The organism is Erwinia sp. MYb375, from assembly GCF_037479175.1.
Lineage (GTDB): Bacteria > Pseudomonadota > Gammaproteobacteria > Enterobacterales > Enterobacteriaceae > Erwinia > Erwinia rhapontici.
The window spans coordinates 421,269-441,605 of sequence record NZ_JBBGZS010000014.1; the positions used below are offsets into that span (position 1 = coordinate 421,269).

Annotated in this window: 17 protein-coding genes, 1 other RNA gene and 1 pseudogene; 15 read left to right on the forward strand and 4 right to left on the reverse strand. The window is 54.9% G+C overall.

Features of this window, described 5'->3' with window-relative positions:
* Window positions 1-7: 7 nt before the first annotated feature.
* From epd to WH279_RS08530, 6 genes are all read left to right on the forward strand, one after another.
* The gene (gene epd / locus WH279_RS08505; protein WP_339455822.1) at window positions 8-1,027 is read left to right on the forward strand and encodes an erythrose-4-phosphate dehydrogenase; all 1,020 of its coding nucleotides are present in this window, start codon (window positions 8-10) and stop codon (window positions 1,025-1,027) included.
* Between the two features lie 49 nt (window positions 1,028-1,076).
* Window positions 1,077-2,243: a phosphoglycerate kinase gene (pgk, locus tag WH279_RS08510; RefSeq protein WP_339455823.1), complete on the forward strand. Its 1,167-nt coding sequence runs from the start codon at window positions 1,077-1,079 to the stop codon at window positions 2,241-2,243.
* An 80-nt stretch (window positions 2,244-2,323) separates the two neighbouring features.
* Complete coding sequence (gene fbaA / locus WH279_RS08515; protein ID WP_133846175.1) at window positions 2,324-3,403, forward strand: class II fructose-bisphosphate aldolase; 1,080 nt, start codon at window positions 2,324-2,326, stop codon at window positions 3,401-3,403.
* A 184-nt stretch (window positions 3,404-3,587) separates the two neighbouring features.
* Window positions 3,588-4,463 (forward strand): small-conductance mechanosensitive channel MscS, encoded by an 876-nt coding sequence (gene mscS, locus WH279_RS08520; protein WP_339455826.1) that lies wholly within the window; start codon window positions 3,588-3,590, stop codon window positions 4,461-4,463.
* Window positions 4,464-4,616: 153 nt separating this feature from the next.
* Window positions 4,617-5,237 carry an arginine exporter ArgO gene (gene argO, locus WH279_RS08525; protein WP_339455828.1) on the forward strand — a complete coding sequence of 207 codons (621 nt, stop codon included), beginning with the start codon at window positions 4,617-4,619 and terminating at the stop codon, window positions 5,235-5,237.
* 150 nt (window positions 5,238-5,387) lie between these two features.
* A complete protein-coding gene (locus WH279_RS08530; RefSeq protein ID WP_339455830.1) occupies window positions 5,388-6,113 on the forward strand; it encodes an oxidative stress defense protein in 726 nt (241 codons plus the stop codon).
* Window positions 6,114-6,200: 87 nt separating this feature from the next.
* On the opposite strand, the gene WH279_RS08535 is transcribed toward WH279_RS08530, so the two are convergent.
* Window positions 6,201-7,100 carry a LysR family transcriptional regulator ArgP gene (locus WH279_RS08535; RefSeq protein WP_339455832.1) on the reverse strand — a complete coding sequence of 300 codons (900 nt, stop codon included), beginning with the start codon at window positions 7,098-7,100 and terminating at the stop codon, window positions 6,201-6,203.
* 196 nt (window positions 7,101-7,296) lie between these two features.
* Between WH279_RS08535 and rpiA the strand changes: the two genes are divergently transcribed.
* A complete protein-coding gene (gene rpiA, locus WH279_RS08540) occupies window positions 7,297-7,956 on the forward strand; it encodes a ribose-5-phosphate isomerase RpiA (RefSeq protein ID WP_339455834.1) in 660 nt (219 codons plus the stop codon).
* Between the two features lie 347 nt (window positions 7,957-8,303).
* Window positions 8,304-9,542 (forward strand): phosphoglycerate dehydrogenase, encoded by a 1,239-nt coding sequence (serA, locus tag WH279_RS08545; RefSeq protein WP_133846180.1) that lies wholly within the window; start codon window positions 8,304-8,306, stop codon window positions 9,540-9,542.
* A gap of 69 nt (window positions 9,543-9,611) precedes the next feature.
* Here the strand turns inward: serA and WH279_RS08550 are convergent, their stop codons facing one another.
* The 3 genes from WH279_RS08550 to zapA form a co-directional block, all read right to left on the reverse strand.
* Window positions 9,612-10,199, reverse strand: coding sequence for a 5-formyltetrahydrofolate cyclo-ligase (locus WH279_RS08550; protein WP_339456258.1), 588 nt, complete (start codon window positions 10,197-10,199; stop codon window positions 9,612-9,614).
* 91 nt (window positions 10,200-10,290) lie between these two features.
* A non-coding RNA gene (gene ssrS / locus WH279_RS08555) (6S RNA) lies at window positions 10,291-10,475 on the reverse strand.
* 41 nt (window positions 10,476-10,516) lie between these two features.
* Window positions 10,517-10,846, reverse strand: coding sequence for a cell division protein ZapA (zapA, locus tag WH279_RS08560; RefSeq protein ID WP_062744299.1), 330 nt, complete (start codon window positions 10,844-10,846; stop codon window positions 10,517-10,519).
* Window positions 10,847-11,016: 170 nt separating this feature from the next.
* On the opposite strand from zapA, the gene WH279_RS08565 reads away from it, so the two are divergent.
* From WH279_RS08565 to gcvP, 7 genes and pseudogenes are all read left to right on the forward strand, one after another.
* Window positions 11,017-11,595: a YecA/YgfB family protein gene (locus tag WH279_RS08565; protein ID WP_133846181.1), complete on the forward strand. Its 579-nt coding sequence runs from the start codon at window positions 11,017-11,019 to the stop codon at window positions 11,593-11,595.
* Window positions 11,596-11,652: 57 nt separating this feature from the next.
* Window positions 11,653-12,969 (forward strand): Xaa-Pro aminopeptidase, encoded by a 1,317-nt coding sequence (gene pepP / locus WH279_RS08570; RefSeq protein WP_200641271.1) that lies wholly within the window; start codon window positions 11,653-11,655, stop codon window positions 12,967-12,969.
* Window positions 12,966-14,144: a 2-octaprenyl-6-methoxyphenyl hydroxylase gene (gene ubiH, locus WH279_RS08575; protein WP_339455837.1), complete on the forward strand. Its 1,179-nt coding sequence runs from the start codon at window positions 12,966-12,968 to the stop codon at window positions 14,142-14,144. Before pepP ends, ubiH begins: the two co-directional genes overlap by 4 nt.
* A 13-nt stretch (window positions 14,145-14,157) precedes the next feature.
* Complete coding sequence (ubiI, locus tag WH279_RS08580) at window positions 14,158-15,360, forward strand: FAD-dependent 2-octaprenylphenol hydroxylase (RefSeq protein ID WP_339455838.1); 1,203 nt, start codon at window positions 14,158-14,160, stop codon at window positions 15,358-15,360.
* A gap of 448 nt (window positions 15,361-15,808) precedes the next feature.
* Window positions 15,809-16,921: pseudogene (gene gcvT, locus WH279_RS08585) on the forward strand (glycine cleavage system aminomethyltransferase GcvT).
* A 63-nt stretch (window positions 16,922-16,984) separates the two neighbouring features.
* Window positions 16,985-17,368 carry a glycine cleavage system protein GcvH gene (gene gcvH, locus WH279_RS08590; protein ID WP_133846186.1) on the forward strand — a complete coding sequence of 128 codons (384 nt, stop codon included), beginning with the start codon at window positions 16,985-16,987 and terminating at the stop codon, window positions 17,366-17,368.
* An 87-nt stretch (window positions 17,369-17,455) separates the two neighbouring features.
* Window positions 17,456-20,317 (forward strand): aminomethyl-transferring glycine dehydrogenase, encoded by a 2,862-nt coding sequence (gene gcvP / locus WH279_RS08595; RefSeq protein WP_339455839.1) that lies wholly within the window; start codon window positions 17,456-17,458, stop codon window positions 20,315-20,317.
* Window positions 20,318-20,337: the final 20 nt, after the last annotated feature.

Below are 20,337 nucleotides of genomic sequence, written 5' to 3' on the forward strand. Positions count from 1 at the left end.
GAGTGATATGACGGTTCGCATTGCCATTAACGGATTTGGTCGCATAGGGCGCAACGTGTTGCGTGCACTGTATGAAACCGGCCGCCGTGCTGAGATTACCGTGGTTGCCATCAATGAGCTGGCAGAGGCCGCCGGAATGGCGCATCTGTTAAAGTATGACACCAGCCATGGGCGCTTCGCCTGGGATGTGCGTCAGGAGCGTGAACTGCTCTCCGTTGGCGATGACACGATCCGTTTGCTGCACCATACTGATATTTCGGCGCTGCCGTGGCGCGATCTGAATGTGGATATCGTGCTGGACTGTACCGGGGTTTATGGCAGTCGTGCAGATGGCGAAGCCCATTTGCAGGCCGGGGCCAAAAAGGTCTTGTTCTCACACCCTGGTGGTAACGATCTTGATGCCACAGTGGTCTTTGGCGTGAATGAAAAAGATCTGCTGCCTGAGCATTTGCTGGTGTCGAACGCCTCCTGCACCACGAATTGCATCATCCCTATTATCAAGCTGTTGGATGATGCGTGGGGTATCGAGTCGGGTACGGTGACAACCATCCATTCTGCCATGCATGACCAGCAGGTGATTGATGCTTATCACCCGGATTTACGCCGTACACGTGCGGCCAGTCAGTCGATTATTCCTGTCGACACCCGCCTGGCTGCCGGGATTACGCGTTTCTTCCCAAAATTTAACGATCGTTTTGAAGCGATTGCGGTGCGTGTTCCCACCATCAACGTGACGGCGATTGACCTCAGCGTCAGTGTGCGGGATCCCGTCAGCGCCTGCGAGGTTAACACCCTGCTGCAAAGTGCGTCAGAAGGGGCATTTAGTGGTATAGTTGACTACACGGAATTGCCGTTAGTCTCCATTGATTTTAACCATGATCCGCACAGTGCTATTGTCGACGGCACCCAAACGCGGGTCAGTGGTCAGCACCTTATCAAGACGTTAGTCTGGTGCGATAACGAATGGGGCTTCGCTAATCGTATGATCGATACAACGTTAGCGATGGCCGCCAGCGGTTTCAGGTAAGGCGCGTACAGCGTCTGTAAAACTTTGAGAATCAACGAGAGGGTTCACCATGTCTGTAATTAAGATGACCGATCTGGATCTGGCTGGTAAACGTGTTCTGATCCGTGCGGATCTGAACGTGCCAGTAAAAGAAGGGAAAGTGACGTCAGATGCACGTATTCGTGCTTCTCTGCCGACCATTGAGGCGGCACTGAAGCAAGGCGCAAAAGTGATGGTCACCTCGCACCTGGGTCGCCCGACCGAAGGTGAATACAACGAAGAATTTTCTCTGCTGCCGGTAGTGAACTACCTGAAAGACAAGTTGGGTGCAGATAACGTTTCCCTGGCGAAAGATTACCTGGACGGCGTTGAACTGACCTCGGGTAAACTGGTTGTTCTGGAAAACGTGCGCTTTAACAAAGGCGAGAAAAAAGACGACGAAACCCTCTCTAAAAAATATGCTGCCCTGTGCGACATCTTCGTGATGGATGCTTTCGGTACTGCTCACCGTGCTCAGGCGTCGACCCATGGCGTGGGCAAATTTGCCCCAATCGCCTGTGCGGGTCCGCTGCTGTCAGGTGAACTGGAAGCGCTGGGCAAAGCCCTGAAAACCCCTGCACGCCCAATGGTTGCTGTGGTTGGTGGTTCTAAAGTGTCTACCAAATTCGATGTGCTTAACTCGCTGGTGAACATTGCGGACACCGTGATTGTGGGCGGGGGTATCGCGAACACCTTCGTGGCTATCGACAACAACGTGGGTAAATCTCTGTACGAACCTGATTTCGTTGATGCCGCTAAGAAACTGCGCGACGAATATAAAATTCCGGTGCCAACTGACTCTCGCGTAGGCACGGAATTCTCTGAAACTGCACCTTCTACCGTGAAGAAAGTGTCTGAAGTTCAGGATAACGAAGAGATCATGGACTTCGGTGACGAAACCGCACTGGCAATGGCTAAGTTGTTGAAAGAAGCCAAAACTATTCTGTGGAACGGCCCGGTAGGCGTGTTCGAATTCCCGAACTTCCGTAAAGGCACCGAAATCATCGCGAACGCGATTGCAGACAGTGACGCATTCTCCATTGCAGGCGGCGGTGATACGCTGGCTGCTATCGACCTGTTTGGTATCGAAGATAAAATCTCTTATATCTCTACCGGTGGCGGTGCATTCCTTGAGTTTGTGGAAGGCAAAACCTTACCTGCGGTTGCCATGCTGGAAGAGCGTGCAAAGCAGAAGTAATTAAACCTCAGCGCGGGGTGTCAGCACCCCGCATGAGAACTGAATCCTTTAATACGACCGAAGAAACAGGACAAGCTAACATGTCTAAAATTTTTGATTTCGTAAAACCAGGCGTTGTCACCGGTGACGACGTGCAGAAGATCTTCCAGGTAGCGAAAGAGAACAAATTCGCTCTGCCAGCAGTTAACTGCGTGGGCACTGACTCCATCAACGCCGTTCTGGAAACCGCAGCGAAAGTGAAAGCGCCGGTTATCATTCAGTTCTCCAACGGTGGTGCTGGTTTCATCGCCGGTAAAGGCCTGAAATCTGACAAGCCTCAGGCTGCGGCTATTTTTGGTGCCATCTCTGGCGCACACCACGTTCACCTGATGGCTGAACACTATGGCGTGCCAGTTATTCTGCATACTGACCACTGCGCGAAGAAACTGCTGCCGTGGATCGACGGTCTGCTGGATGCGGGTGAAGAGCACTTCGCTAAAACCGGTAAGCCACTGTTCTCTTCTCACATGATCGACCTGTCTGAAGAGTCTCTGGAAGAGAACATCGAGATCTCCAGCAAATACCTGGCGCGCATGGCGAAAATCGACATGACCCTGGAAATTGAACTGGGTTGCACCGGTGGCGAAGAAGACGGCGTGGACAACAGCCATATGGACGCTTCTGCTCTGTACACTCAGCCAGAAGACGTTGATTACGCTTACACCAAGCTGAACGCTATCAGCCCGCGTTTCACTATCGCTGCTTCATTCGGTAACGTGCACGGCGTGTACAAGCCAGGCAACGTGAAACTGACCCCGACCATCCTGCGTGATTCTCAGAAATACGTCAGCGAAAAACACGGCCTGCCAGTGAACTCACTGGACTTCGTGTTCCACGGTGGTTCCGGTTCATCAGCGGCTGAGATCGAAGAATCTATCGGTTACGGCGTGATCAAAATGAACATCGATACCGATACCCAGTGGGCAACATGGGACGGTATCCTGCAGTACTACAAAAAGAACGAAGGCTATCTGCAGGCGCAGCTGGGTAACCCGGAAGGCGCTGATAAGCCGAACAAGAAATACTACGACCCACGTGTATGGCTGCGCTCTTCACAGGCTTCCATGATCGTGCGTCTGGAGCAGGCATTCAAAGAGCTGAACGCAGTCGACGTACTGTAAGTTCCCGCTCTGTTTAAAAAAGGCCCTTAGGGGCCTTTTTTTATGCATTCAATCCTGAATTTTCATGTAATTTCGCCGCTTATTTGGCACAACCCCCTTTTCTTGTTTACCATTAACGCCATCGGCTGCTGATTTAACAGCAGAAATTCGAGCGCCTCTTTTGGGCAACTATAAGGAATGGGAAATGGATGATTTAAATGTGGTAGGGGGTATTAGTAGCGCGGGTGGATGGCTGGTACGTAACCAGGCTTTGCTGCTGAGCTACGCGGTGAATATCGTCGCGGCCATTGCTATCATCATCATCGGTATGATTGCTGCCCGGTTTATTTCCGGGACGGTGAATAAGCTGCTTGTTACACGAAAAATTGACCCTACCGTCGCTGACTTCCTGTCCGGGCTGGTACGCTACGGTATCATCGCCTTTACGCTGATTGCTGCTCTGGGGCGCGTAGGCGTGCAGACGGCCTCGGTAATTGCTGCGCTGGCTGCAGCAGGTTTTGCGTTTGCACTGGCTCTGCAAGGTTCGCTCTCGAACCTGGCCGCGGGTGTACTGCTGGTCACCTTCCGTCCGTTCCGCGCGGGAGAGTTTGTTGATCTGGGCGGTGTGATGGGAACGGTGCTTAATGTACAGATCTTCTCGACCACATTACGCAGTGCTGACGGTAAAATTGTTGTGGTGCCAAACGGCAAAATCATTGCGGGGAATATCATTAACTTCTCCCGCGAGCCAGAACGCCGCAATGAATTTATTATTGGCGTCGCCTACGATGCTGATATCGATGAAGTGCTGACACTGCTGCGCGGCGTGGTGGATGCCGAGCCTCGCGTTCTACAGGAGCGCGGCGTGCAGATTGGCCTGAATGAGCTGGCTGCCTCTTCGGTTAATGTGGTGATTCGCTGCTGGAGCAAAGCGGGTGACTTACAGGATGTCTACTGGGACCTGATGAGAAACTTCAAACGTACGCTGGATGCCAACAACATCGGTATTCCTTACCCGCAGATGGATGTTCATCTGCACCAGGTCAAAGCGCCAGAAGCAGAAGTGGCGAAAGCGGAATAATCCTGTCAGGGCCGGCCATTTTCCGGTCGGCCCTTATCTTACTTCGACTCTCTCAATATTAGCCTTCCTTATTAACCATTAAATCTTTCAATTTCCCCTAATGATATTGCCGCTATACACTTGCCGAAAATCTTGACTGGTGAGGCGATTTTAATGTTATCCGTTTATTTTCAGGGGGTTGCCATGGGCGCAGCGCTTATTCTTCCGCTTGGCCCGCAGAATGCCTTTGTGATGAATCAGGGCGTGCGCCGCCAGTATCATCTGATGACCGCTGCACTCTGTACGCTGAGTGATATTGTGCTGATCTGCGGCGGAATATTTGGCGGCAGCGCGCTGCTTAACCAATCCGAACTGCTACTCAATCTGGTGACGTGGGGCGGGGTGGCTTTCCTGTTATGGTATGGCTGGGGCTCGCTAAAAACGGCGTTCAGCGGCGATATCAACCTGGCATCTGCCGCCGTTTTAAAGCAGGGGCGCTGGCGCATTGTCGCGACCATGATGGCGGTGACCTGGCTCAATCCGCACGTCTACCTGGACACCTTTGTGGTGCTGGGCAGTCTGGGCGGGCAGCTACCGGATGAAGCGCGCCGCTGGTTTGCTTTAGGCTCCGCCAGCGCCTCTGTGCTGTGGTTCTTCGGCCTCGCGCTGTTAGCCGCCTGGCTGGCACCGCTGCTGAATACCACGCGTGCCCAGCGCATTATCAATCTGCTTGTGGGGCTGGTGATGTGGGCGATTGCGCTGAAACTGGCGCTACAGGCGCTCGGGATAGCGTAGCGGGAACTCACTATCAGAATCGATGTCATAGTGTGATGCACTGATGTGCCCTAAAATATGTTGTACCGCCGTATTTTGACGGAATAATTCGCTATCGAATGACCGATGGCACTATCGATAAAGATAATGACAGACCCCATGGAGGAAGCAGTGAAGCTAACGAAACTGGCCCTGGCCGCAATGATTGGATTGGGTACTTTACCCTTAGCAGTGCAGGCTGATGAATTACCCAATGGCCCGCACGTGGTGACCTCCGGGCAGTCGAGCGTTGATGCCGCGCCGGATATTGCGACACTGGCTATCGAAGTGAGTGTTTCTGCTAAAGATGCCGGTGAAGCGAAAAAACAGGCAGACAGTCGTGTTGAGCAATATTTTTATTTTCTGAATAAAAACAGCATTGAGAAGAAAGATATCAACGCTGCCAACCTGCGTACTCAACCAGAATATGACTACCTGAAAGACGGTAAATCGGTGCTGAAAGGGTACCGTGCTGTGCGTCAGGTTCAGGTCACGCTGCGTCAGCTGGATAAGTTGAATGAACTGCTCGATGGCGCACTGAAGTCAGGCCTGAACGAAATTCGGTCGGTTGAACTGGGTGTGGCGAACCCTGAAGAGTACAAAGCGAAAGCGCGCAAAGCTGCCATTGATGATGCAACAAAGCAGGCGGGCGATCTGGCGCAGGGCTTCGGTACGAAGTTAGGGCCGGTTTACAGCATTCGTTATCACGTGGCTAACTATCAGCCAATGCCGATGGCACGGATGTACAAAGCCGCTGATGCTGCACCAATGACCTCTGCCGCCCAGACCTATGAGCAGCAGAGTATCCATTTCGACGACCAGGTTGACGTGGTATTTGAATTGCAGCGTAACCCTTAATTCAGGCAGGCTGACGGAAACAAAAGGTCAACCTCTACGCAGAATGTTCCAGGGGCTGGCCTTTTTTCTGGTCGACCCCTGGCCGGGTTATTCTGTATCCTGGCGTAGCACACGATGACCATGCGCCAGCAGGGCATCGGTCACCTTGCGCATCAGACGGCTTTCCGGCGCAAAGCGGTGCCAGTAAAGCATCCGGCGCTGCAACAGACCCGGCGTTAAATCAATCAATTCCCCTTCCGCCAGTTCGCGCTCAATCTGCAAATGCGGGATCATACAGCAGGTGGTTCCCTGACGGGCCAGCTGCACAAAAGCTTCTGACGAGTTGACGATATGGCAGGGCACGCTGCCCGGAGACAGATCAAAATTCTGCTGTAAAAACGCCTGGTGCATATCATCCAGATGGTCAAACGCAACGGCGGGTGCTTTCAGCAGCGCAGAGCGCGTCACGCCATTTGGGAAGTAGCGGGCAGCAAACTCTTTTGAGCCGACAAACAGATAATCGAGCGCACCGAGTTGATCGACCAGACAACTGGGCAACGGCTGCGGCTGGATACTGACGGCACCGACCACTTCACCACGACGCAGGCGCTCCTGGGTGCGGGTTTCATCTTCCACCTGAAGATTCAGGCGTACTGGCGAATCAGTCAGCACGGTTTTCAGCGCGGGCAGCAACCAGGTCGCGAGACTGTCGGCGTTCACCGCCAGCGACAGCAGTAACGGCGTGGTGCCGCTATTATCGTCACCCAACCACTCTTCTTCCAGCAGTTCTACCTGGTGCAATAACGCCAGCAGTTTCTGGCCCTGTTCCGTTGGGCGCGGCGGTACGGTTCGCACCAGCAAAGGCTGGCCAAACATATTCTCAAGCTGCTTAATGCGCTGTGAGACCGCAGACTGGGTAATACAGAGCTTTTGCGCGGCACGTTCAAAGCCGCGCTCGCGAATCACTGCATCCAGCGCCTGAAGCGTTCGATAATCCGGGCGTGTCATTAATCGTTCTACTCTCTTTCAGGTGTGGTTGTGCACTATGCCATAGATTGGGGGTATAGCTTACGCCACTTTACGAATCAACCACTTTGTGGGGTGTGTTCCAATCTCGTCAATCAAACCCCTTGCAGGGCGGTGATTTTGCCCAGCCTTGCTTTATACTACGCGCACACAGTGGCTCACAGGTTTTAAACATACCATGACACAAGACGAACTGAAAAAAGCTGTCGGCTGGGCAGCTCTGGATTACGTCACTCCGGGCACTATCGTTGGCGTTGGCACCGGGTCGACTGCTGCCCATTTCATTGATGCACTGGCGTCGATTAAACATCAAATTGAAGGGGCGGTCTCCAGCTCAGAAGCTTCCACGGCAAAACTGAAAGGCTACGGCATCCATGTCTTCGATCTTAACGAGATCGATCAGCTGGCGGTCTATGTTGATGGTGCCGATGAGATTAACGGGCAGATGCAGATGATCAAGGGCGGCGGCGCAGCGCTGACACGCGAGAAAATTATTGCTGCCGTGGCCGATCGTTTTATCTGTATTGCGGATGCATCCAAGCAGGTTGATGTGCTGGGGCGGTTCCCTTTGCCAGTCGAGGTTATCCCGATGGCGCGCTCGTACGTTGCTCGCGAACTGGTGAAGCTCGGTGGTCAGCCGGAGTACCGCCAGAATGTGGTCACCGACAATGGAAACATCATTCTCGATGTCCATAATCTCAAGATCATTGACCCGATTCGTCTGGAAGCCGCCATTAATGCGCTGCCAGGCGTCGTCACCGTAGGATTGTTTGGTGCCCGTGGTGCGGACGTGGCGTTGATCGGTACCGCCAGCGGCGTGCAAACTATTCAGAAATGATCTGTCTGGCATCCGCGTGGTGCCGGTTATTTTTATGCGAAAAACATCTTTTCTTTTGCAGGCGAAATTTAGTGACTTATGTCACATAGTGGCTGCCTGAGGCGCGATCCTCCTGAAGGTTCACGTTGCACCATGATTTTCTGCCGCAATGTTCTGTGAGTCGGGGGCGCCATGCTGGAGGCCAGGCAATCGTTTGTATTGCCGCCAGCGTAGATTTTGTTATTTTGACAGAAGGCTATCTTATATCCCCACGGTTTTCCCATTGCAGCTGACAGCGATTACGTTGGTCAACGGGAGCAATGATGGGGATTAAGCCACATCTGAAGTCTGCTAAATAGGGTCGGGAAATGGCAAAAGTATCACTGGAGAAAGACAAGATTAAATTCCTGCTGGTGGAAGGCGTTCATCAGAGTGCAGTTGATAATCTGCGCTCTGCGGGCTACACCAACATTGAATTTCACAAGGGCGCATTGGATAGCGAAACACTGAAGGAATCCATCCGTGATGCGCACTTCATCGGGCTGCGTTCGCGCACCAACCTCACCGAAGAGATCTTTGCTGCGGCAGAAAAACTGGTTGCCGTTGGCTGTTTCTGCATCGGGACAAACCAGGTTGATCTGAATGCGGCAGCGAAGCGTGGTATTCCGGTGTTTAACGCACCTTTCTCCAATACCCGATCCGTAGCTGAACTGGTGATCGGTGAGCTGTTGCTGATGCTGCGCGGTGTTCCGGCGGCCAATGCGAAAGCACACCGTGGCGAGTGGCATAAACTGGCTGTGGGTTCCTATGAAGCACGCGGCAAAAAGCTGGGCATCATTGGTTACGGTCATATCGGTATGCAGCTGGGTGTGCTCGCCGAGAGCCTGGGTATGCACGTGTTCTTCTACGATATTGAGAGCAAACTGCCGCTGGGTAATGCCACGCAGGTACAGCATCTCTCTGACCTGCTGAATATGAGCGATGTTGTGAGCCTGCACGTGCCTGAAACGCAGTCCACCCAGAATATGATGGGCCCGGAAGAGTTGGCGCTGATGAAGCCCGGTGCGCTGCTGATCAACGCCTCGCGCGGAACCGTGGTGGATATTCCTGCGTTGTGCCACGTGCTGGCCACGAAGCACCTGGCGGGCGCGGCGATTGACGTCTTCCCGGAAGAACCTGCGACTAACAGCGACCCGTTCAATTCACCGTTGTGTGAGTTCGACAACGTGATCCTGACACCTCATATCGGTGGCTCGACCCAGGAAGCTCAGGAGAACATCGGTATTGAAGTCGCGGGTAAACTGGCCAAGTACTCTGACAATGGCTCTACGCTGTCAGCGGTTAACTTCCCGGAAGCCTCACTGCCAATGCACGGTGCAAATGCCAGCCGTCTGATGCACATCCATGAGAACCGTCCGGGTGTACTGACGGCGATCAACCTGATCTTTGCTGACCAGGGCATCAACATCTCCGCTCAGTATCTGCAAACGACACCGCAGATGGGTTACGTGGTCATCGACGTTGATGCACCGCAAGATGTGGCTGACAGAGCACTGCAGCTGATGAAGGCAATTCCTGGTACCGTTCGCGCACGTCTGCTTTATTAATTATCCGCGTAGGGGTCAGGCATGCCTGACCCAGGGCGAGGCATGCCTCGCCCCTACGGCGATCCCCCCTCACCACTGCCAGATCTTTGAAGGGGTTATCAACGCAGGCAAGGGGATATCCCATTGCTCTACCGGCAAGGTATCTACCTGCTGACAATCATGCGCCAGCCCTATCGGCATAAAGCCGTGCTGCTGCCAGTTCTGTAGCGTCCTGTCATAAAATCCGCCCCCCATCCCCAGACGTTGTCCTCCGGCATCAAACGCCACCAGTGGCACGAGCAGCACATCCAGCTCGCTTAACGGCAGCAGATTGCGGATATCCAGCGACGGTTCAGGAATACGCAGGCGGTTTATTTTCAGTTCGGTATTCTCGTCGTAACGCAGAAACAGTAACTGACCCGCCGAGAAAGGATGAAGCACGGGCAGGTAAACCTGCTGCTTTCGCTGCCACAGTTTGGCGATTAACGGTCGGGTATTGATCTCGCCATCGACGGAAAGAAACAGCGCGATATGCTTCGCCTGCTGTATCGGGGCAAAATTCAGGGCATGGTCTGCCGCCTGCACAGCGGCAAGTTGCTGCTGTTCACCGCTGATTTCACGACGCAAATTGCGTACGTGCTTACGGATATCCTGACGAAGCATCAATGTGGGGTTCATCACGTGGCTGACTCCATGAAATCGTACAGAAGCGTGCCGGATAGCTTAGAGAAAAATGAAATCGATCGGGAGGGGGAGAACAAAAAAAGGGAGGTTCTCCGAGATGCCGCCGCAGGCTGTAACCCTTGAACCCATGGTTCAAGGTGAGTATGCCGTCGTAACCATCAGGCTTCTCGGACGGACCGAGCTTGCGCACAGGTTACAGAGCGTCACACTCTGTTTGGTATTAATTATCGGCTCAGGGGACGGGCCCGCTTGCAAACATCTCAGAGAATTTTTTACTTCACCGTCACTCTATCACAGGTAACGCTAAAGTGTTATTCGAACTTCGCACCGGTACGTTCAGTTATGCGACCTTGCTCAAGCAATGCTTGTTCAATGGTCTGTTGTAGCATCCGAATTCGTTGTTCCATGTTCGACGCATAGTCACGGGTTTTGACTTTTTCCTGCGCGAGTTCATGGCAAATGTTCAGTGCTGCAATGAATACCAGTTGCTCTGTATTTGTGACTCTAGTGCGAACTTTTAAGTCTTGCAACCGTTGATTGAGGTCTTCGGCAGCCAGATTCAGCGCATCTTGCTGTTCGGGCGGACAATTTACTCTTAATGAACGGCCAAAAATTTGAATATCTACCGGTTGTGCAGACATGCCACCATCCTGACTGATTACTGCGCCCGCAATCACCCTTACCGCTCAAGGGCTTGGGAGGGGCGCCACTATAACTACCCCTAATATAAGAAACAACCCCTTTCTGGAATCGTTGAGGCACCTGGTGGTAGCATATCACGAACTTATCCAGCCAACGACGATCAAAACTCATGTCACTAACCAACATAATGCCGGGCTACAACACGCTGGCCTCAGTACTGACGCAGCAGGGTGTAGGAATGACCCCTGCAGAAATGCATGGCCTGATCAGTGGATTGATCTGTGGCGGCAGCCATGACAGCAACTGGCAAACGCTGGTGCACGACCTGACAAACGAAGGCATGGCGTTCTCACAAACCCTGGCGCAGCCTTTGCAGGAGATGCACGAAGCGATCGGCAACTCACTGGAAGATGAAGGCTTCCTGTTCCAGCTTTACCTGCCTGAAGATGACGACATCACCGTATTCGACCGCGCTGATGCGCTGGCCGGCTGGGTGAACCATTTCCTGCTGGGTCTGGGAGTGGCACAGCCAAAAATTGGTCAGGTCAAAGGGGAAACCGGTGAAGCCATCGACGATCTGCGTACCATCGCGCAGCTCGGTTATGATGAAGATGAAGATCAGGAAGAGCTTGAACAGTCGCTGGAAGAGGTGATCGAGTATGTGCGCGTCGCCGCACTGCTGTGTCACGATACCTTTACCCGCGCGATACCGACCAATGTCGTGATGAAAAAGCCAACGCTGCACTAGGGCTGTGCCATCCCGGCCGCCAGTGGTGATGTAACGGAACAGCATTCAGGAGGTCAAATGACCCAGCAAGAGTTTTTGCGCCGCCGTCAGGCGCTGTTAGCGAAGATGGCTCCGGCCAGCGCAGCGGTGATTTTTGCCGCACCGGAAGCAACGCGCAGTAATGACAGCGAGTATCCCTACCGACAGAACAGTGATTTTTGGTACTTCACCGGATTTAACGAGCCGGAAGCCGCGCTGCTGCTGATTAAAAGCGCTGATAATCATAATCACAGCGTCCTGTTCAACCGTGTACGGGATCTGACGGCAGAAATCTGGTTTGGTCGTCGTCTGGGTCAGGATGCTGCACCTGCGACCCTGGCGGTTGACCGTGCTCTGCCGTGGGATGACATTGGCGATCAGCTGCATCTGCTGCTGAACGGCCTGGATGTGGTTTACCATGCTCAGGGTCAGTATGACTTTGCTGACACCATTGTTTTCAAAGCACTGGAGACACTGCGCCGTGGCTCACGACAGAACCTCTCTGCGCCCGCGACGCTGACAGACTGGCGCCCATGGGTGCATGAGCTGCGTCTGATTAAATCACCTGAAGAGCAGGCGGTGCTGCGTGAAGCCGGGCGCATCAGTGCACTGGCCCACACGCGTGCAATGCAAACGTCGCGCCCCGGGATGTATGAATACCAGCTGGAAGGGGAAATTCATCACGAATTTAACCGCCACGGTGCCCGCTTCCCGTCTTACAACACCATCGTTGGCGCGGGCGATAACGGCTGTATTCTGCACTACACAGAAAACGAAAGTCAGATGCGCGACGGGCAGCTGGTGCTGATCGACGCCGGGTGCGAACTCCAGGGGTATGCGGGCGATATCACCCGAACCTTCCCGGTGGGGGGCAAATTTACCGCACCGCAGCGCGCCATCTACGACATTGTACTGGCGGCGCTTTACCGCTCACTGGAGCTGTATCGTCCCGGCACCAGCATTCGTGATGTCACGGCGGCGGCGGTTAACGTCATGGTCAGCGGCCTGGTGAAACTGGGCATTTTGCATGGCGATGTCGACACGCTGATTGCTGAAAATGCCCACCGTCAGTTCTTTATGCACGGCCTGAGCCACTGGCTGGGGCTGGACGTGCATGATGTGGGTGACTACGGTGTGGACCGGGACCGTATTCTGGAAGTGGGCATGGTGCTGACTATCGAACCGGGTTTATACATTGCGCCAGATGCCGATGTACCCGCCGAGTACCGTGGTATTGGTATTCGCATTGAAGATGACATCATTATCACCGCCGAAGGTAACGAAAACCTGACGGACACGGTGGTCAAAGATGCCGATGAGATTGAAGCACTGATGGCGGCAGCGAAGCGTTCATGAGCATAATTATCGCAGGGGGAGGGATGGCTGGCGCTACGCTGGCACTGGCGATCTCACACCTGACGCAAGGAAAACTGGCGGTAACGCTGGTCGAGGGGACGGAGCCTGCCAGCCGGGCCCATCCCGGTTTTGACGGACGGGCGATTGCTCTGGCCGAAGGCACCTGTCAGCAACTGGCCGCTATCGGCCTCTGGCCGGTGCTGGCATCGGCTGCGACCGCGATCACCGATGTGCATGTCAGCGATCGCGGGCATGCCAGTTTTGTCTCGCTGGCGGCGGCTGATTACGATGTGTCGGCGCTGGGGCAGGTGGTTGAGCTGCATGAAGTTGGGCAGCGGCTGTTCGCCCGCCTGAAAAAAGCATCCGGCATCACCCTGCGCTGCCCGGACAAAGTCGCCGGGGTGGAACGCACTCAGGAGAGCGTCAGCGTATTACTGGAGAGCGGTGAGCGGTTGACGGGCGATCTGCTGGTGGCGGCCGATGGTTCGCGCTCACGTGTCGCTGCTGCCTGTGGTATACAGTGGCAAAGTGCGGATTACCAGCAGGTGGCCGTCATCGCTAACGTCTCGACCCAATTACCGCATCAGGGGCAGGCGTTTGAGCGCTTTACCGAACATGGGCCGCTGGCACTGCTGCCCATGTCCGGGGGGCGCAGCTCACTGGTCTGGTGCCATCCGCTGGCGCAGAAAGCGGCGGTCGATAGCTGGAGCGATGCGCGCTTCCTCGCTGAATTACAGAAAGCCTTTGGCTGGCGGCTGGGGCGCATCACCCAGGTGGGGCAGCGCGACAGTTATCCGCTGCAACTGCAAACCGCTGCTCAGCATATTTCCCATCGACTGGCGCTGGTCGGCAATGCGGCACAAACGCTGCATCCGATTGCCGGTCAGGGGTTTAACCTCGGTATCCGTGATGTCATGTCGCTGGCGGAAACGCTGGCGGCCGCATGGCGTGCCGGGCAAGGGGTCGGGGCGTATGCCACGCTGAACCACTATCAGCAACGACGCCAGCCGGACGCGCAGGCCACGATCGGCATCACCGACGGGCTGGTCCGACTGTTTGCAAACCGATATACGCCGCTGGTTGCAGGGCGCAACCTGGGGCTGATGGCGATGGATCATCTGCCGCCATTACGTAATTTGCTGGCCGAGCGCACGTTGGGCTGGGTTAAGCGTTGAGGAGAAAGCAGTCATGCAAACCTATGATGTGATCATCGCCGGTGGCGGAATGGTCGGGCTGTCCGTGGCCTGTGGCCTACAGGGCAGCGGATTGCGCGTTGCGGTACTGGAGCGTGAAATACCGCAGGCGCTGGACAATGCCGCCCCTCCTGCATTACGCGTTTCTGCGATTAATGCGGCCAGCGAACGCCTGTTGCAGCATCTTGGCGTCTGGGATGCGATCCTCAGTTCCGGTGCCAGTGCCTATCACGGCATGGAAGTGTGGGACCGTGACAGTTTTGGTCATATTGCTTTTGATGATGAGCAGCAGGGATTAGCGCACCTCGGGCATATTATTGAAAACCGGGTCATTCACCAGACGCTGTGGCAACGGGCAGAAAGCCTCAGCGATATCACGCTGGTGGCCCCAGCGCAGCTTCAGCAGGTAGCATTTGGTGATAATGAAGCCTTTGTCACGTTGCAGGATGGCAGCATGATGACCGCCCGGCTGCTGGTGGCCGCAGACGGTGCCAACTCCTGGCTGCGTAACAAAGCCGATATTCCGCTGACCTTCTGGGATTATCAGCACCATGCGCTGGTCGCCAATATCCGCACGGCGCAGCCCCATGAGTCGGTAGCCCGTCAGGTGTTTCACGGTGACGGTATTCTGGCCTTCTTACCACTGAGCGATCCGCACCTCTGTTCGATTGTCTGGTCGCTGTCACCGCAGGAGGCTTCGCGCTTACAGGCGATGCCGGAAGCGGTGTTCAATCAGCAGCTATCGGTGGCGTTCGATATGAAGCTTGGCTTGTGTACGCTTTCAAGTGAACGTCAAACCTTCCCGCTGATGGGGCGCTATGCGCGTAACTTTGCGGCACATCGTCTGGCACTGGTAGGCGATGCGGCACATACCATTCATCCGCTGGCCGGGCAGGGCGTTAACCTCGGCTTTATGGATGCCGCCGCGCTAATCGGTGAGGTTAAGCGCCTGCAACAGCAGGGCAAAGACATTGGACAGCACCTTTATCTGCGTCGCTATGAGCGCACTCGCAAGCACAGTGCCGCCGTGATGCTGGCCAGTATGCAGGGCTTCCGCGAGTTGTTTGACGGCAACAACCCGGCGAAAAAACTGCTGCGTGATGTGGGTCTGGCGCTGGCAGACAACCTGCCCGGCGTGAAGCCGCGTCTGTTGAAACAGGCGATGGGCCTGCACGACCTCCCTGAGTGGCTGCGTTGAGCTGAATGAAAGAGCAGGGGAGCTGAGGCTCCCCTTTTTTTATGCCTGCCGTTCTATATTTCTTCTGCTGTGCAATCAGAGTGCAGCGGTTGCCCCTTTTTTGCACATCGTTTGAAAAATTCTAATTTCACCTGTCTCTTCGCATTACTTTTACTAATGTCATCGCTATTATTCGGAAGTCTTTTTTTAGGCTAAGAATGCCATCACTATGTCTTTGAACTGTCTTATTGCCCGTTAATTGCCATCTTTGTGTGTGATAACGCATTTTTCCAGCGAAAAAAACCAGAAAATGGGTTCTGCTCCTTTTTGGCTCAGAGCGAATTCGACCTCGTTTATCTTATGGTTAATTGACAACTTCAGTGGTAAGTTCGTAGCGAAGGTAACGATTGCGTTGGCCGCAGCAGGCGGTAAAAAACACTCGTCAGCAACCGGATGGCACAGGAAAACTATGACTCAGCAAACCCCGACTCAGCAGACCCCGTTATTCGAACAACACCATGCAAGTGGTGCCCGCATGGTCGATTTTCATGGCTGGATGATGCCGCTCCACTATGGCTCTCAGATGGATGAACATCACGCGGTACGTACTGATGCCGGGATGTTTGACGTTTCCCATATGACCATCGTCGATCTGCGCGGTGCGCGCACCCGCGAGTTTCTACGCTATCTGCTGGCCAACGATGTCGCCCGGCTGACTCAGCCCGGCAAAGCCCTCTACACCGCCATGCTCAATGCATCCGCTGGCGTAATAGACGATCTGATTGTTTACTTTATGAGCGAAGACTTTTTCCGACTGGTGGTTAACTCCGCCACACGTGAAAAAGATCTGGCGTGGATCGGCGAGCATGCAGCGGCCTTCGGTGTCCTGCTGACAGAGCGTGATGACCTCTCGCTGATTGCCGTGCAGGGGCCTCATGCTCAGCAAAAAGCACAAACCTTATTCAATGAAGAACAGCGTGCGGCAGTCAGCGCCATGAAGCCGTTCTTCGGCGTTCAGTCCGGCTAACTGTTTATTGCCACGACCGGATACACCGGGGAGTCTGGCTATGAAATTGCCCTGCCCAATGAGCAGGCGGTCGGTTTCTGGCAACAACTGCTGGCTGCGGGGGTGAAACCTGCTGGGCTGGGCGCGCGCGATACCCTGCGTCTTGAAGCCGGAATGAATCTCTACGGCCAGGAAATGGACGAAGGGGTTTCTCCGCTGGCCGCCAATATGGGCTGGACCATTAGCTGGGAACCCACCGACCGCCAGTTTATTGGCCGCGAAGCGCTGGAACTTCAGCGCGAGAAGGGAACGGAACAGTTGGTGGGTCTGATCATGACGGAGAAAGGTGTGCTGCGTAACGCATTGCCAGTGCATTTTACCGATGCCGATGGCAACCTGCGTGAAGGGACTATCACCAGCGGCTCATTTTCCCCAACGCTGGGTTGCAGCATCGCCCTGGCGCGTGTTCCTGCGGGCATTGGTGAACATGCCGTGGTGCAAATCCGCAACCGCGAAATGCCGGTGCGCGTCACTAAACCTGTTTTTGTTCGTGCCGGTAAACCGGTGACAAAATAGTGATTCCACGCCGCAGAACTTCTGCGGCGTATAAAGATAAGACGATTTTTGGAGAGCATGTTGATGAGCAATGTACCAGCAGAACTGAAATACCGTGACAGCCATGAATGGGTGCGTAAAGAGGCCGATGGCACTTATACCGTTGGGATTACCGAACACGCGCAAGAACTGTTAGGTGACATGGTGTTTGTTGACCTGCCGGATGTGGGCAACACCTACAGCCAGGGCGAAGACTGTGCGGTGGCAGAGTCAGTCAAGGCAGCCTCAGATATTTATGCACCGTTAAGTGGTGAAATCGTGGAAGTGAACAGCGGTCTGGATTCAGAGCCGGAACTGGTCAACAGCTCCCCTTACACCGATGGCTGGTTGTTCCGCATCAAAGCGGTTGATGATACCGAGTTTGAGACGTTGTTAGATGCTGCCGCCTATCAGGGACTGATTGAATAAGCGATCCCATCGCTATCTTACTTGTCATTTCGGGATTGGGCCGTTGCCCGTCCCGTCTCTTTATGCCCGATGCAGGATTGACCGATCATGACCCAGAAACTCAGCCAGCTTGAACATCACGGTGCATTTATCGAGCGCCATATTGGACCTTCGCAGGAACAGCAGGACGCCATGCTTCATGCTATTGGCGCGGCCTCACTGACCGATCTGATAACCTCGATTGTGCCCGCCGACATCCAGCTTCCCAGCCCGCCCGCGGTGGGTGATGCGCTGACGGAGCATCTGGCGCTGGCCGAGTTGAAAGCGATTGCAGCGCAGAACCAACGCTATAAATCTTATATCGGCATGGGTTATAGCCCCGTGCTAACGCCACCGGTGATCCTGCGCAATATGCTGGAAAATCCGGGCTGGTACACCGCTTACACCCCTTATCAACCGGAAGTGTCGCAGGGGCGACTGGAAGCGCTGCTGAACTTCCAGCAACTGACGCTGGATCTCACCGGGCTGGATATTGCTTCCGCCTCCCTGCTTGACGAAGCCACCGCCGCAGCTGAAGCGATGGCGATGGCGAAGCGCGTCAGCAAACTGAAACATGCCAACCGTTTCTTTGTCGCGGACGATATTCATCCTCAGACGCTGGATGTGGTGCGTACCCGTGCGGAAACCTTCGGGTTTGACGTGCTGGTGGACAAAGCGGAAAAAGTGCTGGAGCTGGACGATGTCTTTGGTGTGCTGCTGCAGCAGGTGGGGACTGGCGGGGAAGTGCATGATTATGCTGACCTGATTACCGAGCTGAAAAGCCGCAAAGTGGTCGTGAGCGTGGCGGCCGACATGATGACGCTGGTGCTGTTACAGGCACCGGGTAAACAGGGCGCAGATATTGTCTTCGGTTCTGCCCAGCGTTTTGGCGTGCCAATGGGTTACGGCGGCCCACATGCTGCCTTCTTTGCTGCGCGTGACGAGCATAAACGCTCGATGCCAGGACGCATTATCGGCGTATCCCGTGATGCCGCCGGTAATACCGCACTGCGTATGGCGATGCAGACCCGCGAACAGCATATCCGCCGCGAGAAAGCCAACTCCAACATCTGTACCTCTCAGGTACTGCTGGCCAATATTGCCAGCCTGTATGCGGTTTTCCACGGTCCCGTTGGCCTGAAGCGGATTGCCAGTCGCATCCACCGCCTGACCGATATCCTCGCGCAGGGCTTGCAGCAGCGCGGTCTGAAACTGCGCCATGCAACCTGGTTCGATACCCTGACGGTCGAAGTCAGCGATAAAGCGGCGGTGCTGGATCGGGCGCTGAGCTTTGGCATGAACCTGCGCAGCGACATTCTGAATGCCGTGGGCATCACGCTGGATGAAACCACCACCCGTGAAGATGTGGCCTCACTGTTCTCTGTGCTGCTGGGTAATGAACATGGGCTGGATATCGATGCACTGGATACCGACGCTCAGGCGATCCCGGCGGCGATGATCCGTCAGGAAGCGATCCTGACCCATCCGGTATTTAACCGTCATCACAGTGAAACCGAGATGATGCGTTACATGCATAGCCTGGAGCGTAAAGATCTGGCTCTGAACCAGGCAATGATCCCGCTCGGCTCCTGCACCATGAAGTTGAACGCGGCGGCGGAGATGATCCCCATCACCTGGCCCGAATTTGCCGAACTGCACCCGTTCTGCCCGGCCGAACAGGCAGGCGGCTACCTGCAAATGATCGGTCAGCTTTCCCGCTGGCTGGTTCAGCTGACGGGTTACGATGCACTCTGTATGCAGCCGAATTCGGGGGCGCAGGGGGAGTACGCCGGTCTGCTTGCGATCCGCCGTTACCACGAAAGCCGCAACGAAGCGGGGCGTCATATCTGTCTGATCCCAAGCTCAGCACACGGTACCAACCCAGCTTCTGCACAGATGGCGGGCATGGAAGTGGTCGTGGTAGCCTGTGATAAGCAGGGCAATATCGATCTCCACGATCTGCGTTTGAAAGCCGAACAGGCGGGCGACGCGCTCTCCTGCATTATGGTGACCTACCCGTCGACCCACGGTGTTTATGAAGAGACGATCCGTGAGGTCTGTCAGATCGTTCATCAGTTTGGTGGCCAGGTCTATCTCGATGGTGCCAATATGAATGCCCAGGTGGGGATCACCACGCCGGGCTATATCGGCGCAGATGTGTCGCATCTGAACCTGCACAAAACCTTCTGCATTCCGCACGGCGGCGGCGGGCCAGGTATGGGACCGATTGGCGTCAAGGCGCACCTGGCACCGTTTGTTCCGGGCCACAGTGTGGTACAGATTGAAGGCATGCTGACCGGACAGGGCGCGGTTTCTGCTGCGCCGTTTGGCAGCGCCTCCATTCTGCCTATCAGCTGGATGTATATCCGCATGATGGGTGCGGAAGGGCTGAAGCAGGCGAGTTCCGTGGCGATCCTCAATGCCAACTACATTGCTCACCGTCTGCAATCGGCTTACCCGATCCTCTACGCCGGACGTGACGGCCGCGTGGCGCATGAATGTATTCTGGATATCCGCCCGCTGAAAGAGCAGACCGGCATCAGCGAGTTGGATATCGCTAAACGCCTGATCGACTACGGTTTCCATGCGCCGACCATGTCATTCCCGGTGGCCGGTACGCTGATGGTGGAACCGACTGAGTCAGAGAGCAAAACCGAACTGGACCGCTTTATCGATGCCATGCTGGCGATCCGCAGTGAAATTGACCGTGTCGTCGAGGGTGAATGGCCGCTGGAAGATAACCCACTGGTGAATGCACCGCATACCCAGATGGAAATTGTCGGCGAGTGGGGCCATCCTTATACGCGTGAACTGGCGGTATTCCCGGCCGGGAGCGCGAATAAATACTGGCCAACAGTGAAACGTCTGGATGATGTTTACGGTGACCGTAATCTGTTCTGTTCCTGTGTACCGATGAGCGAATACGAATAACCGCATCGTGATCAGCGGCG